Genomic DNA, 14,289 nt, shown 5'->3' on the forward strand with positions numbered 1-14,289 from the left:
GCCGCTCCCCAGCCGGAGCGGCGGCCGGCCTTCGCGTCCCTTCAGGAGGTATGCGGATGACTCGTCCCCTCTCCCGCGCCGACGCCCTCGGCGGAGGGGCCCCGGCCCCCGCCGTCTCTTCCGTCACCGCTCCCGCCGCGGTCCCCGCCCCGGCCGCCGGTGCCTTCGCCCCCACCGGTCTCCAGGCGGTCCTGCTCGACATGGACGGCACCCTGGTGGACACCGAGGGCTTCTGGTGGGACACCGAGGTCGAGGTGTTCGCCGAGCTCGGGTACGAGCTGGCCGACGAGCACCGCGAGATCGTGGTGGGCGGGCCGATGAGCCGCAGTGGCGCCCATCTCATCCGGGCCACCGGTGCGGACATCTCCCTCGCGGAGCTGACGGTGCTGCTCAACGCCAGGTTCGTCGAGCGCGTCGAGCGAGGTGTGGCGCTGATGCCCGGGGCCCGGCGGCTGCTCACGGAGCTGGCCGCGCACGAGGTGCCCGCGGCGCTGGTCTCGGCGTCGCACCGCCGGGTGATCGACCGGATGCTGGTCTGGCTGGGGCCGGAGCACTTCGCGCTCACCGTGGCGGGGGACGAGGTGGAGCGGACCAAGCCGCACCCGGATCCGTATCTGCTGGCCGCCGGCCGGCTCGGCGCGGACCCCGCCCGGTGCGTCGTGGTGGAGGACACCCCGACGGGGGTGGCGTCCGCGGAGGCGGCCGGCTGCCCTGTGGTGGCGGTGCCGTCGGTGACCCGGATCGAACCCGCCGGCGGGCGAACGGTCGTGCCGTCCCTGGAGGAGGTCGACCTGTCGGTGCTGCGCTCCCTGGTCCCGTCCGCCGGCCGGGTGTGAGCGAGGTGCCGCACGGCGGGGAGACGGAACTCTGAGGAGTGGAGTGCTCATTTTCTGTAGCGAATATGGCGGTTGAATTCAAGCCATCGGGCAGAGGATGGAGGGCGTGATATTTGTCACGCCCGCACGGCTCGACAGGCGGGGGTGGATCCGTCTTCGGTGGAGTCCCGCCCCTCCCCGGCGCTCCCAAGTGTCCCGGTTGGTGCGTGCTCGCGCCGATCGCTCCCGTCTCCGGTCGACGGCGGGCATGCCGCTGCCGTACGGATATGACAGCCGCACATGGGCGGCCCGGTCGGGCGGCGCGCGCCCCGGCCACTAATGTCTGTACCTCCCGGCCAGAGCGAACCGCAACAACCGGCCGGATGAGGAGACCGTCACCGATGAACCGCAAGATACTGGTGCTACCCGCCGTGGTGGGCCTGCTCGCACCCGCGCTCGTTGCATGTGGTAACGACGGTGCCGGGGGCGGAGAGGGTGCGACGGTGGTCGTCGGCACCACCGACCGCATCGAGGCGACAGAGGACGCGCCCGCCCCGCTGGACCCCGCGGCCGCCTACGACGTCAGCACGTGGAACATCTTCCGCAACACCTTCCAGACCCTGCTGAGGCTGCCCCGTTCGGGTACCGAGCCGGAGGCGGAGGCCGCCAAGGAGTGTGAGTTCACCGACCGGAGGAGCGCGCAGTACCGCTGCACCCTGCGGGAGGGCCTGACCTTCTCCAACGGTCACAGCCTGACAGCCGAGGATGTCGTGTTCTCCGTCAACCGTGTCCTGGAACTCGAGGATCCCTCCGGTCCGTCGTCGCTGCTGAGCAACCTCGACCGGGTGGAGGCGCCCTCCGAGCACGAGGTGGTCTTCCACCTCAAGACACCCGACGCCACCTTCCCCCAGAAGCTCGCCACCCCGGCGGCGGCGATCGTGGACAGCGAGGTCTATCCGGCCGACGGAGCCCGCGAGGGGTACGAGATCACCGGTTCCGGCCCCTACACCGTGGAGTCCTTCGACCCCGGCAAGGGCACGGCGGTCCTGGTCCGCAACGAGAGGTACACCGGCGGCCTGGAGGTGAAGAACGGCAGGGTCGAACTGCGCTTCTTCGAGGACTCCGAGGCCATGGAGAAGGCGCTGCGCGACGGCGACATCGACGTGATGAACCGGAGCATGTCGCCCGAGCAGATCGCGCGGCTGGACACCGAGAAGGACAGCGACATCGACATCGTCGAGATGTCCGGCCAGGAGATCCGCTACCTCGTCTTCAACACCGACGACCCGGTCGCCGGCCGCGAGGCCGTGCGCAAGGCCATCGCCCGTGTCGTGAACCGCGGCGAACTGGTGCGTGACGTGTACCAGCGGACCGCGGAGCCGCTGTACTCCATGGTGCCCATCGGGCTCACCGGTCACAGCAACTCCTTCTTCAACACCTACGGCGAACCGGACGTGAAGGCCGCGCGCGCCCTCCTGGAGGAGGCCGACATCTCCACTCCGGTCAGGGTGCGGTTCACCTACACCAATGATCACTACGGCGAGGTCACGGCCGAGGAGTTCAAGGTGCTGGTCAAGCAGCTCAACGCCTCGGGGCTGTTCGACGCGACCGCCGAGGGCGTGCCGTGGAAGACCTACCGCCCCGCGGCCGCGGAGCAGAAGTACCAGATCTACGGCATGGGCTGGTTCCCCGACTTCCCGGACCCGGACAACTTCATCGCCCCCTTCTTCGCCGAGGACAACTTCCTCGGCGCCACCTACAAGAACGAGGAACTCCTCAAGATCATCCCGCGGACCCGGACGGAGGCCGACCGCGAGGCCGCGATCGAGGACCTCATCCGCGCCCAGGACATCGTCGCCGAGGACGTCCCCGTGCTGCCGCTGTGGCAGGGCAAGCAGTACATTGCCGCCCGGGACGACGTCACCGGAGTCGAGTGGGCGCTCAACTCCTCCGCGGTGCTCCAGCTCTGGGAGCTGGGCCGGGCCACGGAGGGCTGACAGGGAACCGGCGGAGAACCGACTGGGCAAGATCCCCGCACCCCCGGCTCCGGGGGTGCGGGGCCGTACGACACGGGGGCGGCAAGGACAGGAAATCGGGCAAGAAGAGCGAATAAGGACAAAAACGTGAGGAAAAGGGCCGCGAAGGCGCTTTTAGCCGGTATGGGGATGATCGCCGCGTTACTCGCCGGATGCGGGGAGGGGGACGCGGCGGACGCCGGCCGGGGAGAGCGGATCGTGATGGGCATGACCGACGAGGTCCTGGCCACCGATCCCGCGTCCGGTTACGACCCCGGCTCCTGGCTGGTCTTCAACAACGTCTTCCAGTCCCTGCTCAGCTTCCCCAGGGGAGGCACGGAACCGCAGCCCGAAGCCGCCGAGGAGTGCGGGTTCACCGACGAGGCGAGCCGGGTCTTCCGCTGCACCCTCAAGGAGGGGCTGAAGTTCACCAGCGGCAACTCCCTCACCTCCGAGGACGTGAAGTTCTCCTTCGAGCGCACCCTGCGCATCGACGACCCCGACGGCCCGGCCGTCATGCTGACGAGCATCGACACGATCGACACCCCGGACGAGCGGACGGTCGTCTTCCGCCTCGACCGGCCGGACGCCACGTTCCCGCAGAAGATCGCCTCCGGCGCCGGGTCGATCGTCGACCACCGCGAGTACCCGCCCGACAGGCTCCGCACCGACGGCGAGGCGGTGGGCTCGGGCGTCTACGAGCTGGACTCCTACGGCGAGGACGAGGCCGTCTTCTCCGTCAATCCGGACTACACCGGGCCCGCCGAGGTCCGGAACTCCGGAATGACCATGAAACTCTTCCACGGCGACCAGGAAGCGCTGAAGAAGGCCGTGGAGAGCGGTGAGGTGGATCTCGCCTACCGCGGACTGGCCACGGCCGACATCGCCGACCTGGAGGCGTCCGCCGGGAGGGACCGCGGGACCGAGGTCGTCGAGGGCACCAGCGCCGAGGTGCACCACCTGGTCTTCAACACGGAGCACCCGGTCGCCGGCCGGCTCGGGGTCCGCCGGGCCGTCGCGTACCTGCTGGACCGCCCGGCACTGATCCGGGACATCCACCGGCGCACCGCCGAGCCGCTCTACTCGATCATCCCCGCCGGGATCACCGGCCACAACACGGCCTTCTTCGACCTCTACGGCGACCGCCCGCAGCCCGGTAAGGCCGAGAGGGCCCTGCGGGAGGAGGGCATCACCGGCAAGGTCGAGCTGACCCTGTGGGCCACCCCCGTGCGCTACGGGCCCGCCACCGTCGGCGAGTTCGAGGAGATCGCCCGGCAGCTCAACGCCAGCGGCCTGTTCGAGGCCACGGTCCGGAGCGTCGAGCTGGAGCAGTACGAGAAGGACATCGACGCGGGGAAGTACGGCGTGTACGTCAAGGGCTGGGTGCCCGACTACCCGGACCCCGACAACTTCACCGCGCCCTTCTTCGGCGAGGACAACGTGCTGCGCAACGGCTATGACGCCGGCCGGATCACCGGGGAACTGCTGCCGCGCACCGCGGCGATGAGCGACCGCGCCGAGACCGTCGGGGACTTCGGCGAGATTCAGGACATCGTCGCCCGGGACCTGCCGGTCCTGCCGCTGTGGCAGGGCAAGCAGTACGCCGTCGCGCACCAGGACGTCTCCGGTCTGGAATGGACCCTGGACCCCTCCACGGTCTTCCGCTTCTGGGAGATCGGCAAGCGCGGGGACTGAGCCCCGGGCCGCGCCCGGTTCCGCGCCGCAGGGGGCGGGACCGGGCGCGGCCCGGGCCGCTACTGGGCGCCGGGGCGGACCAGCCCGCTCTCGTAGGCGTACACCGCGGCCTGCACCCGGTCGCGCAGGCCCAGCTTGGTCAGCACATGCCCGACATGGGTCTTCACCGTCGTCTCGCTGACGAACAGGTCCGCGGCGATCTCGGCGTTCGACAGCCCGCGCGCCACCAGCTTGAGCACCTCCACCTCGCGCTCGGTGAGCCGGTGGAGGGCGTCCGGTACCTGTTCCTCGCCCGAGGGCAGTTTCCCGGCGTACTTGTCCAGCAGCCGGCGCGTGACGCTGGGGGCGAGCATCGCCTCGCCCGATGCCACCACCCGGATCGCCTGCACCAGCTCGGCCGCCGGGGCGTCCTTGAGCAGGAAGCCGGACGCACCCGCGCGCAGCGCCTCCACCACGTACTCGTCCAGGTCGAACGTGGTCAGGACCAGCACCTTGGCGGGGCCGTCCTTGGCGGGGCCGGTGATCTGGCGGGTGGCCTCCACCCCGTCCATACGCGGCATGCGGATGTCCATGAGCACCACATCCGGCTGGAGCGCCCGGGTCTGGTCCAGGGCCTGCACACCGTCCCCGGCTTCGCCCACCACGACGATGTCGCCCTCGGCCTCCAGGATCATCCGGAAACCGGTGCGCAGCAGCGGCTGGTCGTCCACCAACAGGACGCGGATCGCCACGAGAACTCCTAAACGGGGGGTGGGAGGCATGGGACGGACCCATTCTTGCCTAGTGCCGCGGCGGCCCGTTCTCCGGCGGCTCCGCCCGGACCGTCAGCGGATACGGCGGGGGAGTGCCGCCGAACTCCGGGCACAGCGCCTGGTGGGCGCACCAGCCGCACAGCGGGCCCGGCCGGGGCCGCCAGTCACCGGTCTCGGTCGCCCGCCGGATCGCGTCCCACAGGGCCAGCAGCTTGCGCTCCACCCCCCGCAGATCGCCCTCGTCCGGGTCGTAGCTCAGCACGTCGCCGCTGCCCAGGTAGACCAGCTGCAGCCGGCGCGGGACCGTGCCGCGCAGCCGCCACAGCACCAGGGCGTAGAACTTCATCTGGAACAGCGCGTCCGCCGCGTACTGGGGCCGGGGCGCCTTGCCCGTCTTGTAGTCGACGACGCGCACCTCGCCGGTCGGCGCCACGTCCACCCGGTCGATGATCCCGCGCAGCCGCAGCCCCGACTCCAGCCGGGCCTCCACGAAGAGCTCCCGTTCGGCGGGCTCCAGCCGCGTCGGGTCCTCCAGCGAGAACCACCGCTCCACCAGCTCCTCCGCCGTCGCCAGCCAGCGTGCCAGCTCGGCGCCGTCCGCCGCGTCCCCGGCCGTCTCGCCGGTGAACAGCTCCGCCAGCTCCGGCCGCCGTTCCAGCAGCCGCTCCCACTCCCCGACCACCAGCGACCTCGCCCGCCGTACGCTGCGCTCGCCCGCCGGTGAGTCGAAGAGCCGCTCCAGCACCGCGTGCACCACCGTTCCCCGGGTGGCCGCGGGCGTCGGCTTCTCGGGCAGTTTGTCGATCACCCGGAAGCGGTACAGAAGCGGGCACTGCATGAAGTCGGCGGCCCGCGACGGCGACAGCGAGTCGGGCGGCGCCGTCCGGGAGCGGACCGGCGGAGGAACAGGCGGCGGAGCGGACGGGGAGGCGGCCGGGACGGCCGGGACGGACGCCTTGCCGGAAGCCTGATGGGAGACCATGGGGAAGACCCTACGACCCGGGAACGACACGCCGCCGCTTACCATCGACGACGTACCCCTTCGCACCCCGCACCGCATGACCGCGGGGACACCTGCGGGTGCGAGGGCATTTTCTACGAGGGGAACCCGTGGCGGACACGGACAACGGCGGTCGGCCGCAGCCGGGCTCCGGCGAACCGGCGAAGAGCGGACCGAGCCGTCCGCGGGAGAGCGGCGGCGGCATCCTGATGGGCCGCCCCTTCGGCGTACCCGTCTACGTGGCGCCGAGCTGGTTCGTGGTGGCCGCCCTGATCACCTGGGTCTTCGGCGGCCAGCTCGACCGCGTGCTGCCGGAGCTCGGTGGTGTCCGCTACCTGGTCTCGCTCTTCTTCGCGGTCGCCTTCTACGCCTCCGTGCTCGTCCACGAGCTGGCGCACACCGTCGCGGCACTGCGCTTCAGGCTCCCCGTGCGCCGTATCCAGCTCCAGTTCTTCGGCGGTGTCTCGGAGATCGAGAAGGAGAGCGAGACGCCGGGCCGGGAGTTCGTCCTGGCCTTCGTCGGCCCACTGCTCTCCCTCGTCCTGGCGGGCCTGTTCTACCTGGGGCTGTACGCCGTCGAGCCCGGTACGGTGCCCGCGGTACTGCTCGCCGGGCTGATGATCTCCAACCTCATCGTCGCGGTGTTCAACCTGCTGCCGGGGCTTCCGCTGGACGGCGGCCGGATGCTGCGCGCGGTGATCTGGAAGATCAGCGGCAGGCCCATGACCGGCACCGTCGCCGCGGCCTGGACCGGCCGCGCACTGGCCGTCGCCGTCCTGATCGGGATGCCGCTGCTCAGTTACGCCGGGGGCTTCACCGACGAGCAGCGGGACTTCGGCGGAATGGACTCGATCACCGACGCCCTGCTCGCCGCGATCCTCGCCGCGATCATCTGGACCGGCGCCGGGAACAGCCTGCGGATGGCCCGGCTGCGCGAGCGGCTGCCCGAGCTGAGCGCCCGGGCCCTCACCCGCCGTGCCGTGCCCGTCACCGCCGACACCCCGCTGTCCGAGGGGCTGCGCCGGGCCAACGAGTCCGGGGCCCGTGCCCTGGTGGTGGTGGACGGCCAGGGCGATCCGCTCGCCATCGTCCGTGAGTCGGCCATCGCCGGGGTGCCCGGGCACCGCCGCCCCTGGGTCGCCGTGAGCGCGCTCGCCCAGGACCTCACCGAGGGCATGCGGGTGTCGGCCGAGCTGGCCGGCGAGGAACTGCTGGAGCAACTGCGGACCACCCCCGCCACGGAGTACCTGGTGGTGGAGGAGAGCGGTGAGATCTACGGGGTGCTCTCCGCCGCCGACGTCGAACGGGCCTTCGTGGCCGCCATGGCCAAACCGGCCGGCTGAGCCCGCCGCGGCGGGCCCGGGCCGCGGGCCCGGGCCGCGGGCCCGGGTCCCGGATCCGGGCCGGAGCGAACCGGACGGCCGGGGCGGACAGCACCTCGATTACGGCCCGGAGGGCGGACTCGACTACGCTGGCGTCCATGTCCGAACCGACCGGTGCCGCCCGCCGTCGCGGGCCCTTCCAGGTCGGGGACCAGGTCCAGCTCACCGACCCCAAGGGACGCCACTACACCTTCACGCTCGAGGCGGGGAAGAGCTTCCACACCCACAAGGGAGCCTTCCCCCACGACGAGCTGATCGGCGCGCCCGAGGGCACGGTCGTCCGTACCACGGGGAATGTCGCCTACCTGGCGCTGCGTCCCCTGCTCCCCGACTACGTCCTGTCCATGCCGCGCGGCGCGGCCGTCGTCTACCCCAAGGACGCGGGGCAGATCCTGGCGATGGCCGACATCTTCCCCGGCGCGCGCGTCGTCGAGGCGGGTGTCGGCTCCGGCTCGCTGAGCAGCTTCCTGCTGCGCGCCGTCGGCGACCAGGGGATGCTGCACTCCTACGAGCGCCGCGCCGACTTCGCCGACATCGCCCGGCAGAACGTGGAGCGCTACTTCGGCGGTCCGCACCCCGCCTGGCGGCTGACCGTCGGCGATCTCCAGGACAACCTGTCGGACACCGGCGTCGACCGGGTCATCCTGGACATGCTGGCCCCCTGGGAGTGCCTGGACGCGGTGTCCAAGGCGCTGGTGCCCGGCGGCATCCTGTGCGCCTACGTCGCCACCACCACCCAGCTCGCCCGCACCGTGGAGTCGATCCGCGAGTACGGCACGTTCAACGAGCCGGCGGCCTGGGAGACCATGGTCCGCAACTGGCACGTCGAGGGGCTGGCCGTCCGGCCCGACCACCGCATGGTCGGGCACACCGGCTTCCTGCTGACCACCCGCCGTCTCGCCGACGGCGTCGAGCCCCCGCTGCGCCGCCGCCGCCCCTCCAAGGGCGCCTACGGGGAGGACTACACCGGTCCGGGCGGTGCGGCGGGAGCGGCGTCCGGCACCGGCTCGGGCCGGGGCTGACCGGCCCGCCGGCCCGGCACGAGCGCAACGGCACCGCACCGCCGCCGAGTTCCCCCGGGGAATCCGGCGGCGGTGGCGCGTCCGGGGCCGTTCCGGGGACAGCGGGGCGGGGAGCGGGCCCCGCCCGTTCCGCGCCGGTGTGACGTGTGGCACGATGCTGGGCACCCCGGCCGCCCGCACTCACAGGAGTCGACCCGCGTGCAGCTCCCGGCAGGCTCTGCGCCCTCCCCCTCCGCTTCCTCCCCCGGTCCGGCCCCCGGCGTCCCCGGGGACCCGGCCCCCGCGGACCACCCCGCCTCGTACGTACCGCCGCAGCCCGGTCCCGCGGTGTCCCCGGTGTCCCCGGTGTCCCCGGTGTCCCCGGCGCCGGCCTCCCGCCCGGCGCCGCCCCACACCCGCGCCCGTGCGGCGCACTGGCTCGTCACGGCGGCGGTGCTGGGCGCCGTCCTGGGCGGCTCGGCGCTGCTGGGGCCCGGCGGGGCCACGGCGGTCCAGCAGGCGGGCACGGTGTCCGTCGCCCCCGGTCCGGACGCGGAGACGGCGCGTTACCCGCTGGACTGCGGCCCGGTGGAGCCCGAGGTGACGGCCCGGGCCGCCGTGGACTTCGACGGCGACGGACGCGCCGAGACGGTCGCGGTGGTCCGCTGCGCCGCGGGGATCGGCACCCCGCCCAGCGGGGTGTACGTCCTGGCCCGTCCGGCCCGCGAGGGGGCCGCGCCACGGGTCGCCGAGACGCTGGTGGACCCGGAGGAGGGGATGAGCGTCCAGAGCCTCACCGTCCGGGGGCGCACGGCCTTCGCCAGGCTGCTCGGCTACTCCTCGGACGAGGTGCCCCGGTGCTGCCCCGACCGGGCCCGGGACGTCGAATGGAACTGGCGGGACGGGAAGTTCGTGCTGCGGGCCGCGCCGACGGCACGGAGTGTGTGACGCCTCACGGAGTGTTCCCGGTGCCGGGCGCCTCCGCCGCGTCCGGACCGTGGACCTCGGTCCCGTCCGAGACCCGGCGCACGTGGATGCACTCGCCGGGGCACTCCCGGGCCGAGTCCACCACGTCGTTCAGCAGCGGCAGCGGTACGGGGGCACTCGCCCCCGGCGCGGTCAGCAGCTCCGCCTCCTCGCCCGCGGGGGCGGGCGCCTTGACGTAGGCGAGTCCGTCGATGTCCAGCTCGAAGACGTCCGGCGCGTACTGCGCGCAGATGCCGTCCCCGGTGCACAGCTCCTGGTCGATCCACACTTCCAGGCCGGTGACCTGCTCGTTCTGCGCGCCCATGCTGCTGCCTGCCGTTCCTGTGCTCGTGACCGGACCGTGTGAACCGGGTGAGGGGTTCCCGACGCGATCTCCCACCCGGCCCCGACGCGGTCTTGATGTGATCTTGGCGGAATAGGGGCACCCGTGACGGGGGTTGACCGTTCAGACCATACAACCGGCGGCTTTCCAGTCGTGTTGGGTGGGTATTCACCCGGGGTAAGGGAGTGCGCAAGGGTGAAGATCGGACACACCCCGACCGTCTTTGTGATCTAGGGGTTTCAACCCCCACCTGTGCAGGTAAGGTCAGGAAGCGTCCAGCTCCCCTTGGAGGAGGTGAGGACCGTGGCAGCCCACGACGACGACATCAACCGCGGCATCCGGCCCGAACGGGGTTCCGAAGACCCGGTCGGCCAGGTTGCCCATCTCGAGCAGGAAATCGCCGTCCTGCGCCGCAAGCTCGCCGACTCTCCGCGGCACACTCGGATTCTCGAGGAGCGGATCGTCGAGCTGCAGACGAGCCTGGCCGGCGTGTCCGCGCAGAACGAGCGGCTCGCCAACACCCTCCGTGAGGCCCGCGACCAGATCGTGGCCCTCAAGGAGGAGGTCGACCGGCTGGCCCAGCCGCCGGCCGGCTTCGGGGTCTTTCTGCAGGCGAACGAGGACGGCACGGCCGACATCTTCACCGGCGGGCGCAAGCTCCGGGTGAACGTCAGCCCCAGCATCGACCTCGAGGAGCTCAGCCGTGGCCAGGAGGTCATGCTGAACGAGGCGCTCAACGTGGTCGAGGCCATGGAGTTCGAGCGCGCCGGCGACATCGTCACCCTCAAGGAGGTCCTGGAGGACGGCGAGCGCGCCCTGGTGATAGGGCACACCGACGAGGAGCGGGTGGTCAAGCTCGCCGAGCCGCTGATGGACAGCACGCTGCGCGCCGGTGACGCCCTGCTGCTGGAGCCGCGCTCGGGGTACGTCTACGAGGTGGTGCCCAAGAGCGAGGTCGAGGAACTCGTCCTCGAAGAGGTCCCGGACATCGACTACACCAAGATCGGTGGCCTGGGCGGGCAGATCGAGCTGATCCGCGACGCGGTGGAGCTCCCGTACCTCTACCCGGACCTCTTCAAGGAGCACGAGCTCCGTCCCCCCAAGGGCGTGCTCCTGTACGGCCCGCCCGGCTGCGGCAAGACGCTCATCGCCAAGGCCGTCGCCAACTCCCTCGCCAAGAAGGTCGCCGAGGTGACCGGGCGGCCCCAGGGGAAGAGCTACTTCCTCAACATCAAGGGTCCCGAGCTGCTCAACAAGTACGTCGGCGAGACCGAGCGGCACATCCGGCTGGTCTTCCAGCGGGCCCGCGAGAAGGCGAGCGAGGGCACGCCGGTCATCGTCTTCTTCGACGAGATGGACTCCCTCTTCCGCACCCGCGGCTCCGGTGTCAGCTCGGACGTGGAGAACACCATCGTCCCGCAGCTGCTGTCGGAGATCGACGGTGTGGAGGGCCTGGAGAACGTCATCGTCATCGGCGCCTCCAACCGCGAGGACATGATCGACCCGGCGATCCTGCGTCCCGGCCGTCTCGATGTGAAGATCAAGATCGAGCGTCCGGACGCCGAGGCCGCCAGGGACATCTTCTCGAAGTACCTCACCCCCAGCCTCCCGCTGCACGCCGACGACCTCGCGGAGCACAACGGAGACCCCGAGGCCACCGTCGCCGGGATGATCCAGACGGTCGTCGAGCACATGTACGCGGAGTCCGAGGAGAACCGCTTCCTGGAGGTCACCTACGCCAACGGTGACAAGGAGGTCCTGTACTTCAAGGACTTCAACTCGGGCGCGATGATCCAGAACATCGTCGACCGGGCCAAGAAGATGGCGATCAAGGCCTTCCTCGACCACGACCAGAAGGGTCTGCGGGTCTCCCACCTGCACGCCGCCTGCGTGGACGAGTTCAAGGAGAACGAGGACCTGCCGAACACCACCAACCCCGACGACTGGGCCCGCATCTCCGGCAAGAAGGGCGAGCGGATCGTCTTCATCCGTACGCTCGTCACCGGGAAGCAGGGCGCGGACACCGGGCGCTCCATCGACACGGTGGCCAACACCGGCCAGTACCTGTAAAGACACCGTCCGGCTGCGGACGCCCGGCCCCCGCCGACGTGCCGGGGGGCGGGCCTCCGCAGCCGGACCTTTATCGACGAAACACGGGAAGTCCGCAGTGATGTCCCAACGCAGGCTCTTCCGTCCTAGGCTCGTCCGTACTGCCGCGCCGCGCAGTGCGGAACCAGAGGCCGCACACGGGCCGGATGCGCAGCGGGACTTGAGCGGTGGCCCGATGGCGGGCCACCGCCGGGCAAGGAGGGCCGCATGACCGTACGGCGAGTAATGGGCATCGAGACGGAGTACGGGATCTCCGTCCCCGGCCACCCGAACGCCAATGCCATGCTCACCTCGTCCCAGGTCGTCAACGCCTACGCGGCGGCGATGCACCGGGCGCGCCGCGCCCGCTGGGACTTCGAGGAGGAGAACCCGCTGCGGGACGCCCGCGGATTCGACCTCGCACGCGAGGTCGCCGACGCCAGCCAGCTCACGGACGAGGACATCGGCCTGGCGAACGTGATCCTCACCAACGGCGCACGGCTGTACGTGGACCACGCCCACCCCGAGTACAGCGCTCCCGAGGTCACCAACCCGCGCGACGCCGTCCTGTGGGACAAGGCCGGGGAGCGGATCATGGCCGAGGCCGCCCGGCGCGCCGCCGAGGTGCCCGGCGCCCAGCCGATCCACCTCTACAAGAACAACACCGACAACAAGGGCGCCTCCTACGGGACGCACGAGAACTACCTGATGAAGCGGGAGACCGCGTTCTCGGACATCGTGCGCCATCTGACGCCCTTCTTCGTCTCCCGCCAGGTCGTCACCGGCGCCGGACGGGTCGGGCTCGGCCAGGACGGCTCCGAGCACGGCTTCCAGATCAGCCAGCGGGCGGACTACTTCGAGGTCGAGGTGGGCCTGGAGACCACCCTCAAACGGCCGATCATCAACACCCGCGACGAACCGCACGCCGACGCCGAGAAGTACCGCCGGCTGCATGTGATCGTGGGCGACGCCAACCTCTCGGAGGTCTCCACCTACCTCAAGCTGGGCACCACCTCCCTGGTCCTGGCCATGATCGAGGACGGCTTCGTCGCCGTCGACCTCGCCGTCGACCAGCCCGTCCGCACTCTGCACCAGGTCAGCCACGACCCGTCGCTGCGCCGGCTGGTCACCCTGCGCAACGGCCGGAAGCTCACCGCGGTACAGCTCCAGATGGAGTACTACGAGCTGGCCCGCAAGTACGTGGAGGAGCGCTGGGGCGCGGACGCCGACGAGCAGACCAGGGACGTGCTGGCCCGCTGGGAGGACGTCCTGGGACGGCTGGAGACCGATCCGATGAGCCTGGCGGGCGAGCTGGACTGGGTGGCCAAGCTGGAGCTGATGGAGGGCTACCGGCGCCGGGACGGCCTCGGCTGGGACGCCGCCCGGCTGCATCTGGTGGACCTGCAGTACGCCGACGTCCGCCCCGACAAGGGCCTGTACAACCGGCTGGCGGCCCGCGGCCGGATGAAGCGGCTGCTGGACGAGACCGAGGTCGAGCGGGCCCGCAGCGCCCCTCCGGAGGACACCAGGGCCTACTTCCGCGGCCGCTGTCTGGAACAGTACGCCGACGCCGTGGCCGCCGCCTCCTGGGACTCGGTGATCTTCGACCTGCCGGGCCGCGACTCCCTCCAGCGGGTGCCCACCCTGGAGCCGCTGCGCGGTACCCGCGCCCACGTCGGGAACCTGCTGGACCGCTGCCGTACGGCGGAGGAGCTGGTCCGGGCGCTGTCCGGGGGCTGACCCGGCCGCGGCATCCGGTCCCGGCCGGACTGGCTGAACGTCCCCGGGAGGGGGAACCATGGAGGTGGCTTCCGGACGTTGTGGTGACGAACCCGTCAGTGACAGGAAACAGCAGCAGACACCAGGAGACACAGGCCCATGTCGGACCCGGCTTGTAGGGTCCGATCTTGTACGGTCCAACCGAGCGGGGTGAGGTAGATGGCGACCAAGGACACCGGCGGCGGTCAGCAGAGGGCGACGCGGTCCACGGAGGAGACCGACGAGCAGGCGCAGGACGCGCAGGTCTCGGAGGACCTCAAGGAACGGCAGGAGGCGCTGTCGGACGAAGTGGACTCCGTCCTGGACGAGATCGACGACGTCCTCGAGGAGAACGCCGAGGACTTCGTGCGGTCCTTCGTCCAGAAGGGCGGAGAGTAAGGCTTGTCCCCCCGTCCCGCACCCCCGCCTCGGCGGGGGTGCGGGACGGGTGACATCTGCCGCCATGGGTAAGGT

Annotated in this window: 12 protein-coding genes; 9 read left to right on the plus strand and 3 right to left on the minus strand. The window is 71.1% G+C overall.

All coding sequences use genetic code 11. The features are described 5' to 3' along the window. The first annotated feature begins 56 nt into the window (after positions 1-56). From CUT44_RS24965 to CUT44_RS24975, 3 genes are all read left to right on the plus strand, one after another. Complete coding sequence (locus tag CUT44_RS24965) at positions 57-836, plus strand: HAD family hydrolase (RefSeq protein ID WP_100204188.1); 780 nt, start codon at positions 57-59, stop codon at positions 834-836. A gap of 380 nt (positions 837-1,216) precedes the next feature. After that, positions 1,217-2,812, plus strand: a complete 1,596-nt coding sequence (locus CUT44_RS24970; RefSeq protein WP_100204189.1) for an ABC transporter substrate-binding protein — start codon at positions 1,217-1,219, stop codon at positions 2,810-2,812. Positions 2,813-2,974: 162 nt separating this feature from the next. Beyond that, entirely contained in the window at positions 2,975-4,525 is a 1,551-nt protein-coding gene (locus CUT44_RS24975; RefSeq protein WP_100204190.1) for an ABC transporter substrate-binding protein, read from the plus strand. Between the two features lie 59 nt (positions 4,526-4,584). On the opposite strand, the gene CUT44_RS24980 is transcribed toward CUT44_RS24975, so the two are convergent. Both CUT44_RS24980 and CUT44_RS24985 read right to left on the minus strand, forming a co-directional pair. After that, positions 4,585-5,256, minus strand: a complete 672-nt coding sequence (locus CUT44_RS24980) for a response regulator (protein WP_100204191.1) — start codon at positions 5,254-5,256, stop codon at positions 4,585-4,587. Between the two features lie 49 nt (positions 5,257-5,305). Then, positions 5,306-6,259: a RecB family exonuclease gene (locus CUT44_RS24985; protein WP_100204192.1), complete on the minus strand. Its 954-nt coding sequence runs from the start codon at positions 6,257-6,259 to the stop codon at positions 5,306-5,308. Between the two features lie 128 nt (positions 6,260-6,387). On the opposite strand from CUT44_RS24985, the gene CUT44_RS24990 reads away from it, so the two are divergent. The 3 genes from CUT44_RS24990 (at position 6,388) to CUT44_RS25000 (ending at position 9,608) form a co-directional block, all read left to right on the plus strand. Continuing rightward, on the plus strand, positions 6,388-7,620 hold the full coding sequence (locus CUT44_RS24990) for a site-2 protease family protein (RefSeq protein WP_233221646.1): 1,233 nt from the start codon (positions 6,388-6,390) through the stop codon (positions 7,618-7,620). Positions 7,621-7,757: 137 nt separating this feature from the next. After that, complete coding sequence (locus CUT44_RS24995) at positions 7,758-8,681, plus strand: tRNA (adenine-N1)-methyltransferase (protein ID WP_100204193.1); 924 nt, start codon at positions 7,758-7,760, stop codon at positions 8,679-8,681. Positions 8,682-9,035: 354 nt separating this feature from the next. Continuing rightward, positions 9,036-9,608, plus strand: a complete 573-nt coding sequence (locus tag CUT44_RS25000; RefSeq protein ID WP_100204450.1) for a hypothetical protein — start codon at positions 9,036-9,038, stop codon at positions 9,606-9,608. A 4-nt stretch (positions 9,609-9,612) separates the two neighbouring features. Here the strand turns inward: CUT44_RS25000 and CUT44_RS25005 are convergent, their stop codons facing one another. Continuing rightward, on the minus strand, positions 9,613-9,951 hold the full coding sequence (locus tag CUT44_RS25005) for a ferredoxin (protein WP_100204194.1): 339 nt from the start codon (positions 9,949-9,951) through the stop codon (positions 9,613-9,615). A gap of 321 nt (positions 9,952-10,272) precedes the next feature. Here CUT44_RS25005 and arc point away from each other — a divergent pair, with 321 nt between their 5' ends. The 3 genes from arc (at position 10,273) to CUT44_RS25020 (ending at position 14,214) form a co-directional block, all read left to right on the plus strand. Beyond that, positions 10,273-12,039: a proteasome ATPase gene (gene arc, locus CUT44_RS25010; RefSeq protein WP_100204451.1), complete on the plus strand. Its 1,767-nt coding sequence runs from the start codon at positions 10,273-10,275 to the stop codon at positions 12,037-12,039. 246 nt (positions 12,040-12,285) lie between these two features. Continuing rightward, entirely contained in the window at positions 12,286-13,797 is a 1,512-nt protein-coding gene (gene dop / locus CUT44_RS25015; RefSeq protein WP_100204195.1) for a depupylase/deamidase Dop, read from the plus strand. 198 nt (positions 13,798-13,995) lie between these two features. Further along, positions 13,996-14,214 (plus strand): ubiquitin-like protein Pup, encoded by a 219-nt coding sequence (locus CUT44_RS25020; protein ID WP_100204196.1) that lies wholly within the window; start codon positions 13,996-13,998, stop codon positions 14,212-14,214. The last annotated feature ends 75 nt before the right edge of the window (positions 14,215-14,289 follow it).

Source organism: Streptomyces carminius, from assembly GCF_002794255.1.
Classification (GTDB): domain Bacteria; phylum Actinomycetota; class Actinomycetes; order Streptomycetales; family Streptomycetaceae; genus Streptomyces; species Streptomyces carminius.

Bases quoted from the DNA above. Each gene is read 5' to 3' on its own strand.
- CUT44_RS24965 (WP_100204188.1), top strand. From the start codon at position 57: ATGACTCGTCCCCTCTCCCGCGCCGACGCCCTCGGCGGAGGGGCCCCG.
- CUT44_RS24970 (WP_100204189.1), top strand. From the start codon at position 1,217: ATGAACCGCAAGATACTGGTGCTACCCGCCGTGGTGGGCCTGCTCGCA.
- CUT44_RS24975 (WP_100204190.1), top strand. From the start codon at position 2,975: ATGGGGATGATCGCCGCGTTACTCGCCGGATGCGGGGAGGGGGACGCG.
- CUT44_RS24985 (WP_100204192.1), bottom strand. From the start codon at position 6,259: ATGGTCTCCCATCAGGCTTCCGGCAAGGCGTCCGTCCCGGCCGTCCCG.
- CUT44_RS24995 (WP_100204193.1), top strand. From the start codon at position 7,758: ATGTCCGAACCGACCGGTGCCGCCCGCCGTCGCGGGCCCTTCCAGGTC.
- CUT44_RS25005 (WP_100204194.1), bottom strand. From the start codon at position 9,951: ATGGGCGCGCAGAACGAGCAGGTCACCGGCCTGGAAGTGTGGATCGAC.
- dop (WP_100204195.1), top strand. From the start codon at position 12,286: ATGACCGTACGGCGAGTAATGGGCATCGAGACGGAGTACGGGATCTCC.
- CUT44_RS25020 (WP_100204196.1), top strand. From the start codon at position 13,996: ATGGCGACCAAGGACACCGGCGGCGGTCAGCAGAGGGCGACGCGGTCC.